Below are 21,400 nucleotides of genomic sequence, written 5' to 3' on the forward strand. Positions count from 1 at the left end.
CCGTATTTACAATTTATTTTCGCCAACATATTTATTACAATAATTGGTATATAGAATATAAATGAAAGAAGGGGTTTGAAATGAGCATCCAGCTACAGGGCTACGAACAAGTAACTCATCTTTTACATACTTGGTACCATGAAATACGCGCTCAACACATATCGACAGCTACCAAAATTAAACATGAAATTGAAGAAATGATTGACACAATTGAAAAGGATCAAAATTTATTACTCTATTATTATCTTCTTGATTTTCGCTTTAAGGTTTTAAATGATAACTTAAGCATCACTCCAAATAGTTTTGACAAAATTGAAACGTTATATCCTGAAACAGATAAAACACTATCTTACTATTTTCACCTTTTCAAAGCAATTCATTCTACAATTCTCTCAAATAACACTGTAGCAAAAGAGCAGTACGAAAAAGCGGAAAATTCTATAAACTCATCGTTAGACGAACTAGAGAAAGCAGAGTTTAGCTACCGTTTTGCTAACTTTTATTTACATACATATCAGCCACTATTAGCTATTCAATATGTAAGTAAAGCAAAAGAGATTTTTTCTAAACATGTCGGACACGAAAATAATGTAGCCGGATGCGATAATATATTTGGCGCAGCTTGTATTGATATAAAACAATTTCCACAAGCTGAAGAAAGCTTTAATTCTGCAATAAACATTTACAATAAACAACATGAAGAAACACTTCTTTTAAGAGTACGTAATAATTTAGGATTCCTATATGCAAGTCAAAATTTATCTGAATTAGCTATACGTCAATTGACTGATGTTACGAACAAACTTCCAAATCATTTCAAAGCAATTTTTCTTAAAGCAAGAGAGCACTTTAAACTAGAAGAATTGCATGTTGCTGAAGAACTAATTACTCGTGGATTAACTATTTGTAAAAACATAGATAATCAAGAATACTTGTACCATTTTACAATTTTAGACCTGATAGTGAAAGGAAGTCCTGCAGAAGTTCTCGAAGAATGTATTATCAATGCTATTAAGTTCTTCAATAACGAGCAATTGTTTAATTACACTCAAGAATATACTGAAAAATTAGCACTTGCATTCCATGCGGAAGACAATCACTCTAAAGCAAGCGAATATTTTTATTTGAGTCATCAAACGAAAGAAAAAACTTTTGAAAAGGGAGCGTTAAAATAATGAAAAAACTTACTGGAATTTTAATGGGGTTATCTCTTTCAGCTATCTTATCTTTTGGATTCACATTCTCTGCACAATCAGAAAATGTGAAAGATTCAAAGTCAAATGCACCGGTTATTCAGTATAGTCATGCTGATACTTGGTAAAAACAATTTGTAATAATAGAAAAAGGTTACGGTATATAATCGTAACCTTTTTTATTCCGTTGAGAAATCCTTTAGGTTCCCCTGATTTCTAACAATTCTTCAAGTTTTTCTATTACTCTTGATAAAGCTAAAATTGAATTCTCTGTTTCCAATCCCCCAACATTTACAGAATGATTTGCATTTTTAACAACATCGATCATTAAATTCGTTTTATGTAACTGATCAATTTGAGCTGCATTGTATTGGTGATCTTTATCCCCAATAACTAAAAGCCCTTCGTGTCGACTATGTAAGATAGAATCAAAAATTGTATCAAACGTCAGTAAAGGTGTAAGTAGTATCATTTTTGACTGCGCGAATTCGTCTCTCTTCATTAAATCATTTGCAATCGGAATTGTTCCGAGTGACTTCCCTAAAAACATCGTATGAATGTATTGCTCACCTTCTAATACTTCCTTCATTAAAGGATTAATATCATCCATCATTATTTTCGTTACTTCTTCCATTGGTTGATTCATTAATTGTCCATCATAAGAATAATGGATATGTACAACATCAATTTTATGTTCAAGCATTAACATCGTTGCAAAATAAAATAACGGTTTATCGTAATTGTATCCTGAACCTGAGAACATAAAACAAACTGTACTAGAACCTTTTTCTATATGTGTATAATAAATTACTTTGTCATTTATATGTATCTCTTTTTTAGTCCCCTTCACCGTTTTCCCCTCCGAATACATTTAATCTTGTAAGACGATATGTTCTGTATGAACTGCTATATCCTTTACTTTCTCTTTTATAAACGGTGGCTGTAAGTTATATGCATGTAGCTCTTCTACCGGCACCCACTTAAACAAATACGTTCTGCCCTCTTCTTCCAAAATATATTGATCCGCTCCATTCGCAGGCAATTCATGTAGCTCTACTTCATAATAAAAACTAATTTCATGAAACTTTCGCTCAGAAAGTGTAAAGAAATTTTCTACTGACCATATTAATCTCTTCCCATTAATAGGAACACCTATTTCTTCTGCCAGCTCCCGTTTTAACGCATCTTCACTATTTTCTAGCATTTTCACTCGTCCACCTGGTACATACCAAAAATCTTCACCGTTACCTTGCAGAATGAGTATTTTATTATCGTGTTTACAAATTGCTCCGACTCGGTAATTAAAACATGTTTCCTCAACTTTAAACGTAAGATCCACACCCATTCCCCCTTACATATTTTTTAAATATCGAACCATTACAAAACTAATATGTATGTACTGTACAAATAAGATTACTAAATTTCTCTAGTTCGCCCAATAATTTTCGAACTTTCCAAAAACAATACACATCATTTGTCATCACAAGTATAAATACATATGTCACAATTACTGCGCACACTTTGGAAGCATTATGGGGGACGAATGCATCTCTATCAATATACAAAACTGAAAAATCAAATATTTTTCAAGAAATCATTATAAAAGATAAAGTGAAACATCAATAAGTGGAGTTTTTATCTTTTTCCTGTTGTTTTTAAATATAGTTAAGACATTATTAAAAAGACGCAAGGTCAACTTATGTGCTAATTAATTCTTTTTCTAGAAAAAGCGTCTTTTATTGCACTTGTTACTACATTTAGGAATAATAAAATAGCCATAACTGCCGTTAGTACATTAAATTGCTTTGTTTTATAAGGAGCGAACCATTCCGTAAAGAACTCTGAATTAACGAGACGATCCCCAACTCCTCCTTCCTTGAAGTTCGGTATCCACGAATTCATATCAAAGATGATAAAAATTAGTTGCATAACGAAAAATGCTCCAATAGTTCTCAGCCAATTTCGTATTCGACTAGGACGCTCTTTTTTTGATGTCATTTAAACCGTCCTCCTTTTAGAACTTGCTATTAAAGAGCCTTGTTCTGATAGATACGAATAGATAATATCCATGAAACCCCATAGCATCCCACTGCTATGACAGCAACTAAAAGAAATAATTTCAAATCTGAAATCTCTTTTAAAAAGGTCAGTACGCCATTAGCATATTTATTTAATAAATATGGAGTATTTCGCATTAAATATATAACTCCAATAGATAAAAATATAAAAACTGGTACAAGTGTTTTCACTTTAAATGCAACAAAAAATGGGATGTAAAATGCTGTTATCAGCATGACTGCCAAGAAGCCTAGTATGTAACTTTCTAAGGAAAGTTGAAATTCCATGCTGTCTAAAATAAAATATTTTCCAACTAAACAAAATGGGATGATTCCTATTGTAAAAAGTAAGGTTCCAACGTATTTTGAACTTATAATTTCCTTCCTAGTATACGGTAATGAGTTTACTAAAATATTAGCATTATCTTTATCATCAGATTGATATGTGTTAATTACAAAAACGGCACTACAAATGATTATGACATATGCTACATCCATGCCGGCCCACAAATAGGTAACTAGAAATAAGAGATAAGCAGGCAAGAAAGTTTTTTGTAAAATCAAATCCTTTTTAATTAAATTAAGCATCTTGAATCCCCCTTTTTCATGAAATACATAATATCCTCTAAACTTGGCTTTTCAATCACCACATCCTTATCAAATAAGTTTTCGATAGAATGTGTATTTTCAATCAATCCCTCGAAACCTGTATTTGCCTTACGTACAGAAATAAATTCACGCTCAGTATCAAACTTTAACAAATCTAGTGGTCCTTTGACTAAAACATAATCCTCTGCAATGGCATAAATATCTTTTGTGAAAATATGCTTCCCATTTTGAATAAATGTAATATAATCGGCAATGCGGTCTAAATCCGTTGTAATATGTGATGAGAAAAAGATAGTTTTCTCTCCATCCTGCATAATATTTTGTAGAACATCCAATAATTCTCTTCTGAATACAGGATCAAGTCCAGATGTAGGTTCATCCATAATAATTAGTTCAGCATGATGTGAAAGGGCAATTGCGAGAGAGGCTTTCATTTTCATTCCTTTGGAGAATGTTTTCATTTTTTTATTTAATGGTAATTCGAACAGATCTTTATAATATGTAAATTGGTTAAAATCCCATTTTTTATAAGCAGGCGCAATAATTTTAGTAATTTCCTTTAATGTGAGTTCATCATAAAACACATTATCGTCATAAACGAAGCCAATTCTTTCTTTAATTCGTTTCGCATCAGTCGAATAGTTCATGCCAAATAAGGAGACGTTTCCACTATCCGGGTTTATTAGATTCATAATCATTTTAATCGTTGTAGATTTACCTGATCCATTTCCTCCAATAAAACCCGTAACAAATCCTTTTTTTACTTCCATCGAAAAATTGTTTATTTGAAACCCTTTAAAAGATTTACTGACATTTTGAAGTTCTATTACGTTTTCCAAGAGTTTTCCTCCTCGTATAAAATTGTAAGCATTTCTTTTAGCTCATTTAAAGAAACATCCATTTGCTTAGCATTTTGAATCGCTTCACATAACTTTTCTTCAACTGTTTTTAATTTTTCTTCTTTCATAGTTTCAATGTTTTGTTCTGCTACAAAGGACCCTCTTCCGACAATTGAATTAATAAAACCGTCTTTTTCCAGTTCTTCATATGCTCTTTTCGTTGTAATAATACTTACTCGTAAATCTTTTGCTAACTGACACATTGAAGGAAGGGCATCTCCTTGTTTTAAATCACCTAGTAAAATAAGTTTTTTTATTTGGAGTCCAATTTGTTCGTAAATGGGTTCCTTTGAAGTGTTCTTAATAATGATTTGCATGCAAATACCTCTTTTAAAAAATATTGTATATATACTTTATATACAATATTTACTATCGCATATTTTAAATCAACAGAAAATTTCCAAAATATAGTTACAAACACAATCTAATAATGTAATTAATACAACTTATTTATACGGGCCTTCCTTGTATTAGCTGGATTTTGAGGTGGAGGTCTTGCTACTAGCTAATACACGATAAAGACTTCGTTGTGTTTTACAGAAAAATCGGCACAACTGATAGTGTGAAAGAGAAGGAGTTTGAAATAGAAGAAAAATTTAAGGACGTTGATATCAAGTTAGACTAGGTTGAGGATGAGGATGACGAAGAAGAACTGAAAAATATGTTTTCTAAGCTGTGGGAAATGTACGGGGAAGAACCAATTGAGTTATAAATTTACATACGAAAAACACCTAGTTTCTTTAGTAACAAGGCGTTTTTCTTCATACTATGTTTAAATTGTTATCTTTCCACTCTCCCACCACTCCATAAAAGTCTTTAAAGAAGGAGCAACCCACGTTCTACTATCATTTTCATGATTCCATACATATATATCATCTCTTTGCACTTTTCCATTCAAAATGGAATAGCCAAACAAATCACCATTTCCGCCATCAGCAAAAAATAATAAACAGTCAAAAGGCATATATAAATCCTTAAAATCAACTATATTTCTCATATTCACATTTTCAGTATTAATTTTTGAAGCAGCCCATATAAAGTCTCCGTATTCACCTGCTATACCGTTTGTTTCCTGTAATAATTGATATAAATCATTCGGTAACTCCACCTGCAAATTTTTTTGAACTTCAGCGAGTGCATCCTTTGTAGCTGGATTTTTCAAGCTTAAGTTTGATGAGATACTGTGAATGGTGTCTTTCCACATCACCTTTCCTCCTCCTTATGTGCAATCAAGTATATTCAAAGGGCCCATTTAATTTATTGATACCACTTTTCTAACAATTCCTTCTCCCTTTCCCCTGAAATCCCTGCTTTTAATTCCCATTTCTCCATACTCTCCATCCACTTATACACATCTGTAACTGTATCTTCTAACCTTCTAAAAATAAGCCCTGCTTTAATAGCACTATCGATACGAATAGAAAACCCACCTTTCCATGGCTTCGTTTCCCCTTCTAATGGAAAAATTTCCGGAAGCCATAAAGGCATTTCCGTCCAAGGCTGCACTTTATGTTCCTTCATAAATGCTTCATCTACCCAAACAAATTCAGCATCGCTATTCGTAACCTTTTTACACGTATTTAGTAGTTCTTCCATCGTTAATTCATAATTTGGACCTGTAACATTGAATATACCTGCTTTATTGTTTTCTGCCATGTTTAGTCCCCAGTTTGCAACGTCTTTTATATCAACTATCTGCACTGGACGGTCTTTTCTTCCTGGAACTAACACTTTACCTCCTTTTGCTACACGCTGAATCCAGTATGGAAGTCGATCAGTATAATCAAACATTCCTGAAAGAAGTCCTGCTCTTACGTGTAAAACACGCCCCGGCCAATACTTCTCTGCTTCTTTTTCACATAATACTTTCAGCGCACCATAATGCTCATACGGAGATATTTCACCATTCTCTACAGCCTTTATTTGATCCTCCGTTGGTTCAGGTTGTAATATATAGTCTTCTTTTATGTCATGCGGAATCCAATCTTTATATACGGAAAGGCTTGAGATGAATATATAATGTTTTGTATTATCTTTTAAGACATCTCCAATATTCCGAATGTGATGCGGAGAAAAACCACATGTATCCACGACAACATCCCATTTTCGATTTTCTAAACTTGATACATCACCATTTCTGTCACCGATTAAATGTTCCACTTCTGGAAAAATTTCATTGTTTGTTCCGCGGTTAAATAATGTAACTTCATGCCCTCTGTTCAAAGCCTCTTCTACAAAAGCTCTTCCTAAAAATCGTGTACCACCTAGTATTAAAATTTTCATGGTTCTCCCCCATTCATCATTAAAAATCCTTTCTTTTGTTAAACGAATTTCTATCATAAAAAGTTACGGGGAATTTGTTGTTTTACTTTAATTCTACAAATAAAAAGAATCCATTTTGAAAAATTAATCAATACGGATTCTTAAATTAGATATAATTTGCAATATATTTGTTGAATTACTAACTCCCCACAACTTCCCCATCAACTAACTCAATAATTCTATTACACTTATTCGCTACTTCAATATCATGCGTTACAATAATAATCGTTCGTCCTTCTTCATTCAGTTGTAATAGTAAATCCATAATTTCTTCTCCTGTTTTTCTATCTAAATTCCCTGTCGGTTCATCAGCCAAAATTATTTCTGGTTCACCTACTAACGCTCTAGCAATTGCGACGCGCTGCTGTTGTCCACCTGATAGCTCGTCCGGTGTTTTATGCATATGTTCTTTTAACCCTACTTTTTCTAAATTGAACTTCGCCTTATTTTCTCTTTCTCGTTGCTTTAACTTTCTATATGTGAGTGGTAGTGCTACATTATCTAGTACAGTATGTTCTTTTAACAATGCAAAGTATTGAAAAATAAATCCTATCATTTCATTTCTTGTTTTATGAACTTTATTTGCTCTAATTTCAGTTAATGATTTTCCATTTAACGTATATTCACCCTCATTTGGCAAATCAATTAACCCTATAACATTTAATAGCGTACTTTTCCCTGAACCTGATCGACCCATTATCGCTATAATTTCGCCCTTATTTATCGTTAAGTTTATACCGTTTAACGCGAACGTATTATGGTTCTTGTTACTATACACCTTCTTAATGTCTTTCAATACAATTAAACTCATTATTCCATCCCACCTATTAATGTTTTCGGTTCAAGCTTTCTAATAAATAAGAAGACAATTACATTCGAGACAATGATAATCAATAATAAGAAAAGAAATACTAAAAACAATATAGGCATATCCAATTTAAAGTCTAATACCGTTGCTTCCTTTAAATCCTTCGACATTTGTAATAGAACCCCATACCTCCATGAAAAGTAAGCTATTGACATTCCTAAGCCAGTTATTGCTACAATAATGTTCTCTAAAACAATTTGAATAAACATACCAAATTTACTTTCGCCAAAAGCTATTTTTATACCAAATTCCCGCTTTCTCATCAAGATAGAAACAATGGTCGTTACTACAATTCCGACGATCGAGAATACAATGAATAAGATTCCTACTATAAGTTGAGGTATTTCAGAATAGCCGTTAAGAGTAACATCTTCATTTATTTCATCACCTAAACTTTTTAAATGAAACGTACCGCCGTTTCCTTTAAGTTGAATTGATTCTTCTAGTTTCTTTACATCTGCACCTTTTTGTAAATATAAAACTGTACTTTGATGTAGTCTTAAAAACATTGCTTCATATTTTTCAAATTTATCAAATGACATAGGCATTATCATTGCGTAATCCAACTTCAAATATGTGTTCGTCGTATTATTATTTACGATAAATTTATTTTCTGGCAAAAATCCTGTAATTGTATATTGATTATTAATTGTATCCCCAACTTGAAAATATTTCTTAAAGTAAGAACCCATTAAAACTTTTGTTTTTTCTTCACTATTTTTTTGAAAGTCATCATGCGAGAAACCTTCTTCAGGTTTTAAAGGTAAATGTAACATTTTATAGTAATTTTCATCTACAAAAATTGTTTTAATGGTAGGTCTTTCATCGTGAAACGTTTTATGTTTCAAATCAGTAATCATACTATTTTGAAATGGTCTATTACTTGACTCTATTTCAATAACTCGCTCCTCGTATGTACCATACGAAATCACATCTTTATTTTGATGAATTGTATTATAAACCGCTTGAATTTTCTCTTTATTAAATTGATTGCTTTGTAATCTATCTGTCGTCATTTCAAAAGTAACTAAATATGTTTTATCCACATTTAATATCGAGCTGGATTTATCGTTTAGATGGTGTAAATTATAAAATACATTAATTGAACTCGTTATAGTTGCTAATCCAAATGTAATCTGTATTAGAAGAAGTACTGAAAATAGAAATCTCTTTTTTAATGCTAGGAACGCACTTTTTATTCTCATCATTTTTACTCCTTTAATGCTTTAGCAGGTTCACTTTTAAGCACATATACAAATGGTATTACAGAGAGGATGAAAGCTATAGTAAGTGAAAGAAATACACACATTACAATATGAGTAGACTGTAAACTAATACTATAACTTGTAAACTCTATAATATTTTCACTCAAAATACTAAAAATCCATTGTATGCATATTGCACAGGCTGATGCAGTGATTGCACATAAAAATAATTGACTAAATATAAAAATAAAAAGATTTACATTACTTGCTCCCAAAGCTTTCCTTAACGACAAACTTTTTTTCTTCGTATAAATCCAATAATAACTTACTATTATACTGGTAATTAAAGCTATACATAAAAGCCTATATGGAAAACTGAGTAACTCTTCTACGGCTTCACTTGAGTTTTTTTCCTTCTCATAGTTCTCTTTTTCACTAATCACTTTGGCATTTATATCTTTATTGTTCTGTTTCATATGCTGTATGAAAGTTTCTATTTCCTTGATAGGGTTTTCGTTAGAACGAACAATCATTTGGAATGTATTATCTTTTTGTATCATCTGTTTCACTTCATCTGGCATGTCATTTAGAGAGACGTAAATTTTAATATTATACTCATATCCAGTATTTTCTCCAGCTACGCCTTTAACTGTATATTCTTTATTAAATAATTTTATTGTTTCCATATCCTTATAAATTTTCTTCCCCACTATTACACTGTTTTTTTCATCTTGTCCTATCTGAGAACCTTTTAGCAAAGGTGGAGACCAATTTTTATTAAGGAGACCATTCATTATTACGTGGCCGATATCCGGAATAGTAATACGAATATCATTTGTAATAACACTAGCGTTTTTAAAATCAGATTCTACTAACGTCTGAAATTGTTCGAAATTGATTGCCCCCATATTAGTAAGTTGAACAGAGTAGTAATAATTAAAATAACCATTTTTACTATCATAAAATTTCTCATCATAATAATCTCGCGTCGACATTGCGATCAGGATTGGCCATATTGTCAATACAAATCCAATAAATAACATAATGAATATTGTTTTGTTCACCGCTATTTCTTTTAATATTAGATTCATATATCCTCCTCATTTTAAAAACCGTGAAAAAGGTATTTATCCTTTTTCACGGTTTTTGTTGATATTTATTTAATTACCATTTCCTTAGAAGTGTACGCACTATCCCCTACCATTATCCATTCATGACCCGAATAACCTCTGGTCACCGGTCCTTTGGATGCAACGCTAACGTTTATACGATCTGAAATTTTAGCATCATACAATGCTAACTCTTTAGAAGTCCCATCATCAAAGCTAGCTCTTACAGTCATCTTGTAAAAATGAGGTTCGTTCTTTTTCGCAGTATAGGCAGTTGCCTTAGCTTTTGCTCCGCTTCCTGTCCACGTTGCATTATTATCCCAACTAATCGAAGCAAATGAAACGGAAGAAACCATACCTAATAAAGAAGCAGTTAATCCTGTAACAGCTAAAGTTTTTTGAAGTAAGCTTTTCATATATCCTTAATCTCCCTTTTTAAAATATTCACTTAAATATTTAAGTATTTTTAGGCCTTGTCCTCATTATACATAAAAAAATACTTTTTATATCAAAAAACCCTAATATTTACATTTTTAACAAAACCCTTACATTCCCATGAACTTTACGTCATAAAACAAAAAGATTGTATAAAACCCAAATTTACCCCATCTTTTTGCTACCATTATTTATTTGACTGTATACCAGGAAGAATATATTTCACAATCAATTCCCATCTATCCCGTGCATTCGGTATAATTTCAGAAGCAATTACTACAACCAAATCCAGCTTCGGAATACAACAAATCACATTCCCACCATCGCCCATTGCACAGTATGAAAAGATTCCAGCCTCTTCTCGTAACCACCATAAGTAACCATATTGATTTTGGTTCATTTCTGTCGATTCTTTTATCCATGATTTTGATAGTATTTGCTTTCCATTATGAATACCTTCATTCAAATACAGCTGTCCAAACTTAGCCATATCTTTAACTGTTAACGTTAGTCCCCAGCCACCCGTCGAAATACCATTTGGATCATGAACCCATCCCTTTACATCTTTTCCGAATAAGTCATCGAATCCAAATTCCTTCATATTGTAGTTTGGAATTTCTCTCATACCGAGTAGTTGAAATAAGTACTCATTCGCAAATTCACGCGCGCTTTTTCCTGTTGCGTTCGATATGATCGCTGATAGTAAATGAGCTCCTGCAGATGAATATTTAAAAGATCCAATTTCTCCGCCGTTACCTATTCTATTAAGTGTATATTTTACCCAATCCTCTTGTGTACATAATTCTTCTAACGATTCCTGCCAGTCTACGAAAGGATGTGGAGCTGTCATCATAAGAAGATGCCCTACTGTTATTTCAGTTGAATGAACGTTATATTCCGGGAAAAATTCTATTACTTTTTGATTAACACTTTTTATATAGCCCTTATCTATACATATCCCAATTAACGCAGAAACAATCGTTTTTGTGACTGACGCTATATGAAATGCATCATTTGGACTGTGACCGTTATAATAGTTTTCAAAAATAACATTACCTTTTTGTACTACTAACATCCCATTAATATTTTTGTATTCTTCTTTTATAATTAGATCTAACTTTTCAGCAGTTTTCATTATTCATTCCCCTTTAACCCATGATTAAAAAGGTTCGATAGGTACATATATATCAACTATATGTTTATTTTCTGGGTGCTGCCTTGGGTCATTTTTATACATTTCAAAAGGATACGAATCTCTCGGTTTATGTCCGCTATTTGGAAGCCACTCACCGTATAAGAAATCCCATGCTCCTTTATATTCATCTTGGAATATTTCAAAATGACCTACCGCATACTTTCCAGAAGGTATTACCATTATTCCAATGTCGCTCGTTTCTACTGCAGACCCATCCGGAATTGTTATACATAAACTAGTTCTTAAATGATTGTCCTCAGTAAATTCATGATGATCGTGGTAAATGGTTAATACTTTCGTATCCTCAAATACATGATAGTTTTCCTCCGCTGCGTAATGAAATAATTTCTTTATCATTTTTGGAAAAGCTATCGTTAACTCTTCATATGTACCGATATGTCTTATGTATGCGACCTTTATATCGTCCGCTGTTACAATTTCAACATTTCCTCGAACCTTCTTACATTCATTGTATTGAGGAATTCCCCTTACGTCTTTGCAATTCTTGCTATTATCGTTACGATAGTGAGATGGACTTACTCCGTAATAATTTTTAAATGTACGGGAGAAAACGGCTGAATCTGTGAAACCAAAATGGTAAGCGATATCCGTAATCGTCATATCTGTGCGATATGTAAGTAGATGTGTTGCCCTTTCTAACTTCAATCGGTTTACATACCGTGATAATGGCTCGTCTACTATCCCCTTAAAAATCCGATGAAAATGAAACTTTGAAAATCCTGCTACATCTGCTAACTCTTCAATTGCAAGTGGATTATCTATGTTTGATTCTATATAATCTTGTACTTTATAAATGCGTCTTAAGTACTCATCTTTACTTTGAACACTCTCCATATACTTTCCTCCCCACACCAAAAAGGCTAACTTCACGCTAGCCTACTTTTACACATTTTTCAAAAACAAAACTCTACTACCGCCATTCCCGTCATAATTAGTATGTACCGATACACCCTCTACCTCATCATCCCCAGCCTCAATTCGAAAACCGATTTCTTGATGAAACTGTATCGACTTTTTATTAGTTGGTGACGTAATTGCTTTTACAACTTTACGATTATTTGCACGAGCAACATCAAAGAAATAAGAATACAATGTCGATGCGATTCCTCTTCTTCTATACTTCGGATTTACACCGATAAAATGAACGTATGCTTCATCTTTATATGTTTGTGAAAAAAATCCACATAAGAAACCTAACGTTTCGCCATCTTCTTCAATGATAAAACTCGTTTCTTGAAAGTGAACGAAAAACAGTTTTGGCAACATGGCAGCCATGTCTCTTCCGCCCCACCAATCATTTAAAACAGAATGAATCTTTACATAATCTTCCCCTTGGATGTTTCTTACTCGCATATGTTTCTCCCTCTCACTCACTTCATTTTTTCATAAATTTTAATGACTGTTTCTACTAATAAGATGAATACCCATATCCCGCAAAATACAAGAACAGACTGGAATAAAGAACCTAGCATAACAATACTTATTAGACCTAATTCTGGACCTGAAATGGACATTTCATCAAATCCTATATTATGTATAAATGGACCGGTTGAAAAAGCCATAAAAATAGATGCTATTAAATAAATCACACTCATTATTTTTAATATTTTTATAGAAAGATAAGAAGTTTGTTCTTGCTCCACTTGTGATAATTCGATTTCTCCGTTCGCAATTCCTTTTTGCAGACAATCTTCACATAAAAATTCTTCCTTTATTTTTTTCCCCCCATGTATTGTACCCGTTATTTCTTTACATCTTGAACATTTTCGATTTATCATGTTGTTACCACTCCAATCTATTAGGATTATACTTATATAATTCTATATTTACCTTAATATCCCTTTTATGTATTTTATAGAGAAAGGTCGTGTTTTATGATTTCAAAACTCACGTTTGGCTCGAAAAAACGTACCGTTCACTATGTATTAAGACCTAGTTGTTATGCGATTATTTTCCATTCGTCTTCTTCAATGATTGCTGTTATCCAAAAAGGAGACCGTTACTTTTTACCTGGTGGCCGTATGGAAGGTAATGAAACAAAAGAAGAATGTTTGCACCGTGAACTACTAGAGGAATTGGGATGGGCAATTGAAATTGATCAGTATATCGGTAATGCAGCACGATATTTTTATGCAGACAAGGAAGATACATATTATTTAAACGATGGGTTCTTTTATATTGCGAACATGGTGCAGAAACAAACTGAAAATTGTGAGGAGGATCATGTTTTACGATGGATGTCTCCTTTACTTGCTGTCGAGCTTCTCCTTCACGATCATCAAAAATGGGCTGTTGAACAAGCGCTTTTATTACAAAGCCAAAAAGGATCTCCTTCTATATGAAAGAGATCCTTTTTACTGTTAGCTTACTTTTTTCAAATTGAGAGCAGGCTTTTTGATTCCGCCTTTTTTTACAACATATAAACCGATGAAGATAATAAATCCGCCAACGAGTTGCATCATATTAATTTTCTCTCCGATGGTTACTGCCGCGAAGATAACTGCGAACAATGGTACGAGATACATATAAACCATTACTTTCGTTGAGCCTATTTTACTAATACCGACATACCACATTGCAAGTCCGAAGATGGTCGCAAAGACGATTGAATATGCTAGTGAGCCCCAGCTTGGCGTATCTACTGGCCATGTTAAAGAATTTATGTTGAATAAACAGTATATAACTAGCGGTACAATTCCAATTAAAGTAGACCATGATGTGACTCTCATTGCGGAGTATTTTGTAATAAGAGGTTGCGCTAATATTGGGTACCATCCCCACGCAATTGCTGCTACTAATCCAATTACATTTCCGAGCCAAGCATGTTCGTAAGTAGCTCCTCCTGTATGCCCTGTTAATAAAACGAATGCTGCACCAATAAACGCTACTATTGAGCCTATTTGTACTTTCATCGAAAAACGTTCTTGTTTGTGCAATACTGCTAATATCCCTGTAAAAATAGGTGACATCGCAATTAATAATGAGGCGTTCGTTGCTGAAGTATATTTCACAGATAACATAAACATCGTTTGATACATTGTCGTTCCAACGATGCCGACTGCTAGTAATCGTAACCAATCTTTTCTTTCAATACGTAATGAGCGTTCCATTAAAAATGTAATAAGTAATAATACCGGTGATGCTACTAAAAATCGTAAACTATTAAATTGAATGGATGACATATATGCCACACCATACTTTCCTATTGTATAATTTGCTCCCCATACTAATGCTACTGATACTAGGAGCCATTCCATTTGCCATCGTTTCATCCGAATCTCCCCTTCCCTATTTAGCATAGTAAAATTGGCTGGATATAACACCGTCCAATTGGCTGTTTTTTTACCCAGCCAATTTGCTATACTTGATGTATATAAGAGATACGGAGGCGTTTTTTATGGAATGGAAGCTAGATAACGACAGTAAAATCCCTATTTATCAGCAAGTTGTTGACTTTATTGAAAAACGTATTACATACGGAGAACTTCCTCCAGGTAGCTTCCTTCCTTCCGAACGGAAATTAGCTACACAGTTAAATGTAAACAGAAGTACAGTAACGACTGCTTATAATGAACTACGTGCTATGGGAATTGTAGAAAGCACGACCGGTAAAGGTACACGTGTAAGTACACATATGTGGGGCGTTTCTCCAACATTAACGCCGAACTGGAGAAATTTCGTAGAAGGTGGCACGTTTTTACCAAACTTACCGTTACTTCGCCATATTCGTGCGGAAGTACAACAAAATGAAAATATTATAGATTTTGCAAATGGAGAGCTCGGTTGCAACCTCTATCCTCACGATCAATTACAATCAATTTTACGAGAACAACCGTTAACGCAATCATTAAGTTACGATCACCCGCAAGGCTATCTCCCGCTAAGACAAGCGGTCGTAAAGTATATGAAGGAATATTTAAAAGTTGAAGCAACTGAACAATCCATTATGATTACATCTGGCGCACAACAAGCACTTCATCTTATCGTACAATGTTTATTAAATCCAGGTGATGCCGTCGCTTTCGAAAGTCCTTCACACTGTTATTCCTTACCGTTATTCCAATCAGCAGGTATTCGTATTTTCCCGTTACCTGTCGATGAACACGGTATTAATCCAGACGATGTGCAAGAACTATATAGAAAGCATCGTATTAAAATGATCTTTTTAAATCCAAACTTCCAAAATCCTACGGGCACAATGCTTCATCCAAACCGTAGAAAAAAATTATTATCACTTTGCGCAGACTTACGAATTGCAATCGTTGAAGATGACCCGTCCAGTTTACTTACGCTAGAAAAAAAACAACCTTGTCCTACGTTGAAATCAATAGATGAAAATGGAACTGTCATTTATGTACATTCCTTATCTAAAATGATTGCACCAGGTTTACGAGTCGGCTGGCTTGTCGCCCCTCAGTCTGTAGTAGAAAGGTTATCTGACGCAAGGCACCAAATGGAATTAGGAATGAGCATATTCCCGCAGTGGCTTATGCAACAATTTTTTGAAACTGTACCATTTCAGTCTCATATCGTACCGTTACGAAAACAATTAGCAGAAAAAAGAGACGTTATCGTTCGTGCCCTAAACGAGCAACTTCACGATAAAATCTCTTTTTCAAACCCGACCGGTGGTATATACATATGGGGAAAATTAAACGAACCGATAAACGAAAAACAACTTATTATGCAAAGTTTAAAACAAGAAATCGCATTTATGCCGGGTAGTATTTTCGGTGCGAAAGATGGTTATATTCGTTTATCTTATGGAAAAGTGAATATTGATCAAATTGAGGAAGGTATTTCTCGTTTGCGTAAGGCTATTTTAGTTTGTGAAAAATAACATTATATAAAGCTTTCTCGTTTGACAAAACCTAAATCTACCATTATTATCAACTCGAACCTATTTATAGGAGTGATAAAATGAAGATTTACGTTGATGCAGATGCTTGTCCTGTAAAAGATGTGATTATTTTTGAGGCTACGAATGTGGAAATTCCTGTTACCCTCGTTACTAGTTTTTCACATTATTCTAATGCAGAGCAGCCAAAAGGTGTCGAAACAATTTATGTTGATTCTGGAGCAGATGCTGCAGATTACCGAATTATGCAGTTAGCAAAAAAAGAAGATTTAATCGTAACACAAGATTACGGTCTTGCTTCGCTCGCTTTAGCAAAAGGCTGTATCGTTCTTCATCATAAAGGTTACAAGTATACGAATGATAACATTGAACAATTGTTACAAACACGATATTTAAGTGCAATGGTTCGAAAAAGTGGTAAACGTACAAAGGGACCGAAACCATTTACAGCAGAAGATAAAGAGAAATTTAGAGTGCTCTTTAAAAGTATGATTGCACTTCAGAAATAAACCTTCTATTTGTAGAGAAAGAAAAGAAGAGAATATCCAAATGAACATTCTCTTCTTGAGGTTTACCCTTTTAAAATGAAGGTAAATTATCTAAGTTATTTTCCTTTATACCATCCGGTTCACTACGTATAATATCTCTACCATACTTATGAAATACATCCACATGAGCTAACTTCCCTGATTTCACTTCACTAAGAGCAGTCATATAATCTAACTCTCTCCCGCTACTTGTCTTAAAAGCAATTAAATCTCCATCATCATTTTTACGAACGGCAACAATTTGTTCTGCTCCTGAATTGACTTCATGAGCTACTTCAACTTGAGCTTGCTCTTCTCCTTGATGTAAGTAATCATTATAAACTTTTTCAAAGTCTTTTTTGTCCATAAAATGCACCTCCAACACATTTTATTAGTATGGTTGGGAGGTAGTGGTTTTATGTACCTTTTTATTACCTTAACGAGTCTTTAGTACTCCAAATAAAGAATACAGGCCATTTTTTGTAGCCTAATACAAATCTATTTATAGTTCCTTACCTTCTTAATTTAAGCTAAATTTAAGTGTTAATATTTTCCTGACAACTTTATAATTGATTATATCGAAACGAAATTTGAAATGGAGAATGGCAAAGATGAATATAGATATTAATCGTTTAACTGATATTTGTTTAGAGTATCAGCAATCTAGATTTTATGTTACTAGACTCCCTAAAGATTTCTTATCAATTGCCCAAAAACGTTTTTCTATACCGACGGATGACCAAGTTATTGCTTTTTTAAGTTGTAATTTATTTAGATCAGGAAAATATGGTATTTACTTTACGAGTTCGGGTTTATACTGGAAAAATTGGTTATTAGGTAAAGGAAGTTTGAAATGGGATCAATTAATTGAAGTGCAACAAATTGAAATTGATAAAGATGGTTTCTTATCTTTTGATGCACAAAAAAGCTTCAATATTAACGGGAGTGATTATCCCCCACTGTTATTTAAAGAATTACTTATAGCTCTTAAGAATTCATTCCAAAATTCTAAACAACATGATATACATCCAGTTATAAAAAATAATGAGATAAAATCAATTTGCTCATTATTTGAAACGTACAATGAATTATTAGAACCCGATAACGGATTATTTGTAGACACTCATATTTCAGACAAAAAGTTAAAAGCAATTGAGGCACGATTTATCGTTCCAAAAGAAGAACAAATCATTGCTTTTTTAGATACATCTGTCCTTGGCAATATGGGGAAAGGATCTGATGGAGTATTAATTTGTGAATCAGGTATATATTTTAGAGAAACCTTTGTACACTTATATTTCCCATGGCATGTCTTTAAAAATATCCCTATTACTTTAACTTCAGATGAATTTGAAATTGGGAAAGGAAACATGTTTCATCTTCAACATGCTAGAATGGCTAGTCAAGATATTTTATTGTTCATTAAGAATTTAAAACAGTATATGAATAGTTTATATGAAGAAAATCCACAATTACATATTTAATACATTTCTTATTACATACAAGCACATGTATAGTTAAGTCTAAAATTTCAATTCAACTAAAAAACCGATTATTTTTGTAGAGAGCCTACATGTATAATCGGTTTTTACGCTTATTCTTTTCTTATATTTCTCTTTTTTAATACCTTCGCAAACCCTTCAAAGTCTCCAATATATCATCTGTAAAGGCTGTACTACCTTCTGTCTCTAAAACTCTGAAATAAAAACTTCTTAGGAAAGTTCTAATATTTTGTACTAAAATAGCATGCTGCGGATGCCGGATGTCTTCAACAGTTGCTATGCTATGTAGCCAATTGCTCCACTCTTCTTCAATTAAAATATTTTGGTGTCGTAACGACATAATTGGCGCTACTAATCTTTCATCCTCAAAGTGTACATATACGTAATCACTCAAGCGAACCTTCTGACGAACAGCTGCAAGGATCGCATATGAAAACTCACGATTTTGTATTGTACGTGCTAAAGCATCAAGTGCATCCGCTGCATGCGCCGTAGAGTGTGCCCATCCTTTTCCTTCTACGTAGCCTCTTACATCTTCTTCTAAATATACATATTCCAGCACTTGTTCTGCCACACTGTACAGTTGTTCTTCAGATAACAGTGGTTCTCTTTCATGAACAGATAAAATAAGTGGTGGAATTAATACGGAGAATGCACGTTTAAAAACAGAGTCTGTTCCCTTTTCACCAATTTTATAAAATAAATAATCAGGGCTAATTGCTTGCAGCATTAATCCTCGTAACTCTTTTTGTCTAAACACATCATTTGTAATCCATTTGTGAAGCGTACTATAAATTAAATCATCACGTAATTCAGCATCAGGTGATCCGATATAATCTAGCATCCACTGCGCATATGGATATGCATCTACGTCTTCTGGTACAGCATAATTGTTACTTTTAATTTGTAGTAGTTCTTCTTTTAGTTCTAGTACTTCATTCATTATATTTCTTATCCCCTTTTTACCTTTTTTAACTTATTTTCCCTTGTCCCCTATGATTTTTTCATAAAATCAATTCGAGTTTTAATATAGGTTAAGTACCTATCCTTATATGAACTTGATTCAATTATATAAAATTTATCCTAATAAATAAAAGTAAATACATATAAAATAAGTATTGGCATTGCACTAATACTTTGAACAACCTAAATATCCCACTTTATTTACATGCAGTTTATATATGTTTAGGTTATAAAATAAAATATAGTTTTTTTATCTGTATTCAAACGCAGTTACAATCAAAATTCCCATCATTTTAGAACTTGTTTAATAAATTCCGTTTTAGCTTTTGTATACGCTTCTCTATCTTGTTTAAACTTTTCAGCTAACTCTTGCTTAAGAATTGAATAATCATAAACTAATTGTGGATTTTCTCGTAAACGGTTACGAAATAAAAGTTGATGCTCCCATCGCTCAGTTCCTTTAACCATCAAATGCAGGTGCGCTACACGTCTATTATTCTTAACTTTCACAAAGAACCTTCTCCACGGTCTTTCATCTAATTCTGGGCTTACATAATGCCAATTATATATGGCCAATTTCGCTGAAATATGTAGTACTCTATCAAATGAGTCTATTTCAGCCATTAGATCAATGATAGGTTTTGCAGGTAAACCAGGTATGGATGTACTTCCTATATGTATTACTTTGCTTATACCGAGAGGAGCAAGCAGTTCATATAGTTGCTGCTCTTCACATCGGCCTTTATCTTGCCAATCAGGATTTGCATTCACTATCTCTACTGACTCATTCGCCCATACAGGCCAATCGTTTGGATTATCTTTTTTATCCATCCAAAACATCTCCTTTCACGAATTTTTTGCTGTATAAACAATATTAAATTTCTTTAAACACAACTACTGGATCATCAAAGTTATTATTCCGAAATATAACATCCGCACAACTTTTCGGATTATGCTCATCTATATACATCTTACAGGCCGCATGATATCTGTTTAAAAACATTTTCTCTGCTTCTTCATAACTTCCAAAAGTCTCAGTCTCTCGCTTTGCACCACGTTTTCTCGCCATCTCAAAATCTGTATCTACAAAGATTTTGTAATCAAATAAATGCTCAACATCTTTTTTCAATAGAAACGTTCCATCTACTATTAATATCATATTTTGCTTGGCCACTTGTGGCTTATTATGTACAGGCATATCCGTTATTAAGTTATGAGAAATCGTTTCATACTGTAAATTCCCGTTAAGCTCTAAAGGCTTTAATAATCTTTCTTTAAAAGCTTTATAATCGTGTGCATCTTCGTAATACCCTCTTGCAGATTCTTTTCCTTTTGCATAGCGAACCGCTCTCGGATTATGAAAATCATCAATGCTGGCGCGTGTTACTGGTAATCCTCGTTTTTTTATTTCTTCAGCTATTTCGTTTGCAAATGTTGTTTTTCCTGAAGCTGTAATACCACTTACTCCAACTCTTGTTGGATGGGTTAAGTTTAAGTTTAATTTTAAAATATGATCTACAATTTCTTTCATGCGTTGTATTCGGTTCATGATATTTCCTCCTACAATTAGTTTACATAACATAATTACAGGTAACAATTTGTGTCATTATTTGTCGGTAAGTCGATATATTGAAAGT

27 protein-coding genes are annotated in these 21,400 nt (G+C 33.2%); 6 read left to right on the plus strand and 21 right to left on the minus strand.

Annotated elements, in window-relative coordinates; translation table 11 throughout:
- Window positions 1-80: 80 nt before the first annotated feature.
- Together KZZ19_RS14705 and KZZ19_RS14710 are read left to right on the plus strand one after the other, a co-directional pair.
- Window positions 81-1,175, plus strand: coding sequence for a hypothetical protein (locus KZZ19_RS14705; RefSeq protein WP_237980087.1), 1,095 nt, complete (start codon window positions 81-83; stop codon window positions 1,173-1,175).
- Window positions 1,175-1,321, plus strand: a complete 147-nt coding sequence (locus KZZ19_RS14710) for a Phr family secreted Rap phosphatase inhibitor (protein ID WP_237980086.1) — start codon at window positions 1,175-1,177, stop codon at window positions 1,319-1,321. The genes KZZ19_RS14705 and KZZ19_RS14710 overlap by 1 nt, the downstream gene beginning before the upstream one ends.
- A gap of 71 nt (window positions 1,322-1,392) precedes the next feature.
- Here KZZ19_RS14710 and KZZ19_RS14715 read toward each other — a convergent pair whose 3' ends face one another.
- The 16 genes from KZZ19_RS14715 to KZZ19_RS14790 all read right to left on the minus strand — a co-directional run bounded on the left by KZZ19_RS14715 (window position 1,393) and on the right by KZZ19_RS14790 (window position 13,691).
- Window positions 1,393-2,064 (minus strand): alpha/beta hydrolase, encoded by a 672-nt coding sequence (locus tag KZZ19_RS14715; protein WP_237980085.1) that lies wholly within the window; start codon window positions 2,062-2,064, stop codon window positions 1,393-1,395.
- The gene (locus KZZ19_RS14720) at window positions 2,065-2,532 is read right to left on the minus strand and encodes an NUDIX hydrolase (protein WP_237980084.1); all 468 of its coding nucleotides are present in this window, start codon (window positions 2,530-2,532) and stop codon (window positions 2,065-2,067) included.
- Between the two features lie 365 nt (window positions 2,533-2,897).
- Window positions 2,898-3,191: a YfzA family protein gene (locus tag KZZ19_RS14725; protein WP_237980083.1), complete on the minus strand. Its 294-nt coding sequence runs from the start codon at window positions 3,189-3,191 to the stop codon at window positions 2,898-2,900.
- A gap of 29 nt (window positions 3,192-3,220) precedes the next feature.
- The gene (locus KZZ19_RS14730; protein ID WP_237980082.1) at window positions 3,221-3,838 is read right to left on the minus strand and encodes an ABC-2 transporter permease; all 618 of its coding nucleotides are present in this window, start codon (window positions 3,836-3,838) and stop codon (window positions 3,221-3,223) included.
- Window positions 3,826-4,698 (minus strand): ABC transporter ATP-binding protein, encoded by an 873-nt coding sequence (locus KZZ19_RS14735; protein WP_098874534.1) that lies wholly within the window; start codon window positions 4,696-4,698, stop codon window positions 3,826-3,828. Before KZZ19_RS14735 ends, KZZ19_RS14730 begins: the two co-directional genes overlap by 13 nt.
- The gene (locus tag KZZ19_RS14740) at window positions 4,686-5,075 is read right to left on the minus strand and encodes a GntR family transcriptional regulator (protein ID WP_237980081.1); all 390 of its coding nucleotides are present in this window, start codon (window positions 5,073-5,075) and stop codon (window positions 4,686-4,688) included. Before KZZ19_RS14740 ends, KZZ19_RS14735 begins: the two co-directional genes overlap by 13 nt.
- A gap of 455 nt (window positions 5,076-5,530) precedes the next feature.
- A complete protein-coding gene (locus KZZ19_RS14745) occupies window positions 5,531-5,962 on the minus strand; it encodes an SMI1/KNR4 family protein (protein ID WP_237980490.1) in 432 nt (143 codons plus the stop codon).
- 53 nt (window positions 5,963-6,015) lie between these two features.
- The gene (locus tag KZZ19_RS14750; protein WP_237980080.1) at window positions 6,016-7,041 is read right to left on the minus strand and encodes an SDR family oxidoreductase; all 1,026 of its coding nucleotides are present in this window, start codon (window positions 7,039-7,041) and stop codon (window positions 6,016-6,018) included.
- Between the two features lie 178 nt (window positions 7,042-7,219).
- Entirely contained in the window at window positions 7,220-7,891 is a 672-nt protein-coding gene (locus tag KZZ19_RS14755; RefSeq protein ID WP_237980079.1) for an ABC transporter ATP-binding protein, read from the minus strand.
- Complete coding sequence (locus KZZ19_RS14760) at window positions 7,891-9,156, minus strand: ABC transporter permease (protein WP_237980078.1); 1,266 nt, start codon at window positions 9,154-9,156, stop codon at window positions 7,891-7,893. The genes KZZ19_RS14755 and KZZ19_RS14760 overlap by 1 nt, the downstream gene beginning before the upstream one ends.
- A 2-nt stretch (window positions 9,157-9,158) precedes the next feature.
- A complete protein-coding gene (locus KZZ19_RS14765; RefSeq protein WP_237980076.1) occupies window positions 9,159-10,244 on the minus strand; it encodes an FtsX-like permease family protein in 1,086 nt (361 codons plus the stop codon).
- 65 nt (window positions 10,245-10,309) lie between these two features.
- On the minus strand, window positions 10,310-10,678 hold the full coding sequence (locus KZZ19_RS14770) for a hypothetical protein (RefSeq protein WP_023522327.1): 369 nt from the start codon (window positions 10,676-10,678) through the stop codon (window positions 10,310-10,312).
- Window positions 10,679-10,884: 206 nt separating this feature from the next.
- Window positions 10,885-11,832 carry a serine hydrolase domain-containing protein gene (locus tag KZZ19_RS14775; RefSeq protein WP_237980075.1) on the minus strand — a complete coding sequence of 316 codons (948 nt, stop codon included), beginning with the start codon at window positions 11,830-11,832 and terminating at the stop codon, window positions 10,885-10,887.
- A 24-nt stretch (window positions 11,833-11,856) separates the two neighbouring features.
- Entirely contained in the window at window positions 11,857-12,747 is an 891-nt protein-coding gene (locus KZZ19_RS14780; protein ID WP_237980074.1) for an AraC family transcriptional regulator, read from the minus strand.
- A 48-nt stretch (window positions 12,748-12,795) separates the two neighbouring features.
- Window positions 12,796-13,266: a GNAT family N-acetyltransferase gene (locus KZZ19_RS14785; protein ID WP_098341672.1), complete on the minus strand. Its 471-nt coding sequence runs from the start codon at window positions 13,264-13,266 to the stop codon at window positions 12,796-12,798.
- A 17-nt stretch (window positions 13,267-13,283) separates the two neighbouring features.
- Window positions 13,284-13,691 (minus strand): DUF3980 domain-containing protein, encoded by a 408-nt coding sequence (locus tag KZZ19_RS14790; RefSeq protein WP_237980073.1) that lies wholly within the window; start codon window positions 13,689-13,691, stop codon window positions 13,284-13,286.
- 96 nt (window positions 13,692-13,787) lie between these two features.
- Here KZZ19_RS14790 and KZZ19_RS14795 point away from each other — a divergent pair, with 96 nt between their 5' ends.
- A complete protein-coding gene (locus tag KZZ19_RS14795; RefSeq protein WP_237980072.1) occupies window positions 13,788-14,255 on the plus strand; it encodes an NUDIX hydrolase in 468 nt (155 codons plus the stop codon).
- Between the two features lie 18 nt (window positions 14,256-14,273).
- Here the strand turns inward: KZZ19_RS14795 and KZZ19_RS14800 are convergent, their stop codons facing one another.
- Window positions 14,274-15,185: a DMT family transporter gene (locus tag KZZ19_RS14800; RefSeq protein WP_237980071.1), complete on the minus strand. Its 912-nt coding sequence runs from the start codon at window positions 15,183-15,185 to the stop codon at window positions 14,274-14,276.
- 125 nt (window positions 15,186-15,310) lie between these two features.
- On the opposite strand from KZZ19_RS14800, the gene KZZ19_RS14805 reads away from it, so the two are divergent.
- A complete protein-coding gene (locus KZZ19_RS14805) occupies window positions 15,311-16,753 on the plus strand; it encodes a PLP-dependent aminotransferase family protein (RefSeq protein WP_237980070.1) in 1,443 nt (480 codons plus the stop codon).
- Between the two features lie 80 nt (window positions 16,754-16,833).
- Window positions 16,834-17,280: a YaiI/YqxD family protein gene (locus tag KZZ19_RS14810; RefSeq protein WP_000708773.1), complete on the plus strand. Its 447-nt coding sequence runs from the start codon at window positions 16,834-16,836 to the stop codon at window positions 17,278-17,280.
- 70 nt (window positions 17,281-17,350) lie between these two features.
- Here KZZ19_RS14810 and KZZ19_RS14815 read toward each other — a convergent pair whose 3' ends face one another.
- Window positions 17,351-17,665 (minus strand): DUF3892 domain-containing protein, encoded by a 315-nt coding sequence (locus KZZ19_RS14815; RefSeq protein WP_237980069.1) that lies wholly within the window; start codon window positions 17,663-17,665, stop codon window positions 17,351-17,353.
- Window positions 17,666-17,909: 244 nt separating this feature from the next.
- Between KZZ19_RS14815 and KZZ19_RS14820 the strand changes: the two genes are divergently transcribed.
- A complete protein-coding gene (locus KZZ19_RS14820; protein WP_237980068.1) occupies window positions 17,910-18,782 on the plus strand; it encodes a hypothetical protein in 873 nt (290 codons plus the stop codon).
- A gap of 136 nt (window positions 18,783-18,918) precedes the next feature.
- Here KZZ19_RS14820 and KZZ19_RS14825 read toward each other — a convergent pair whose 3' ends face one another.
- The 3 genes from KZZ19_RS14825 to KZZ19_RS14835 all read right to left on the minus strand — a co-directional run bounded on the left by KZZ19_RS14825 (window position 18,919) and on the right by KZZ19_RS14835 (window position 21,312).
- A complete protein-coding gene (locus KZZ19_RS14825) occupies window positions 18,919-19,743 on the minus strand; it encodes a DUF2785 domain-containing protein (RefSeq protein WP_237980066.1) in 825 nt (274 codons plus the stop codon).
- A 308-nt stretch (window positions 19,744-20,051) separates the two neighbouring features.
- Entirely contained in the window at window positions 20,052-20,594 is a 543-nt protein-coding gene (locus tag KZZ19_RS14830; protein ID WP_088096847.1) for a GrpB family protein, read from the minus strand.
- Between the two features lie 43 nt (window positions 20,595-20,637).
- The gene (locus KZZ19_RS14835; RefSeq protein WP_088096848.1) at window positions 20,638-21,312 is read right to left on the minus strand and encodes a uridine kinase; all 675 of its coding nucleotides are present in this window, start codon (window positions 21,310-21,312) and stop codon (window positions 20,638-20,640) included.
- Window positions 21,313-21,400: the final 88 nt, after the last annotated feature.

Origin of the sequence: Bacillus thuringiensis, from assembly GCF_022095615.2 — a bacterium.
GTDB classification, from domain to species: domain Bacteria; phylum Bacillota; class Bacilli; order Bacillales; family Bacillaceae_G; genus Bacillus_A; species Bacillus_A cereus_AG.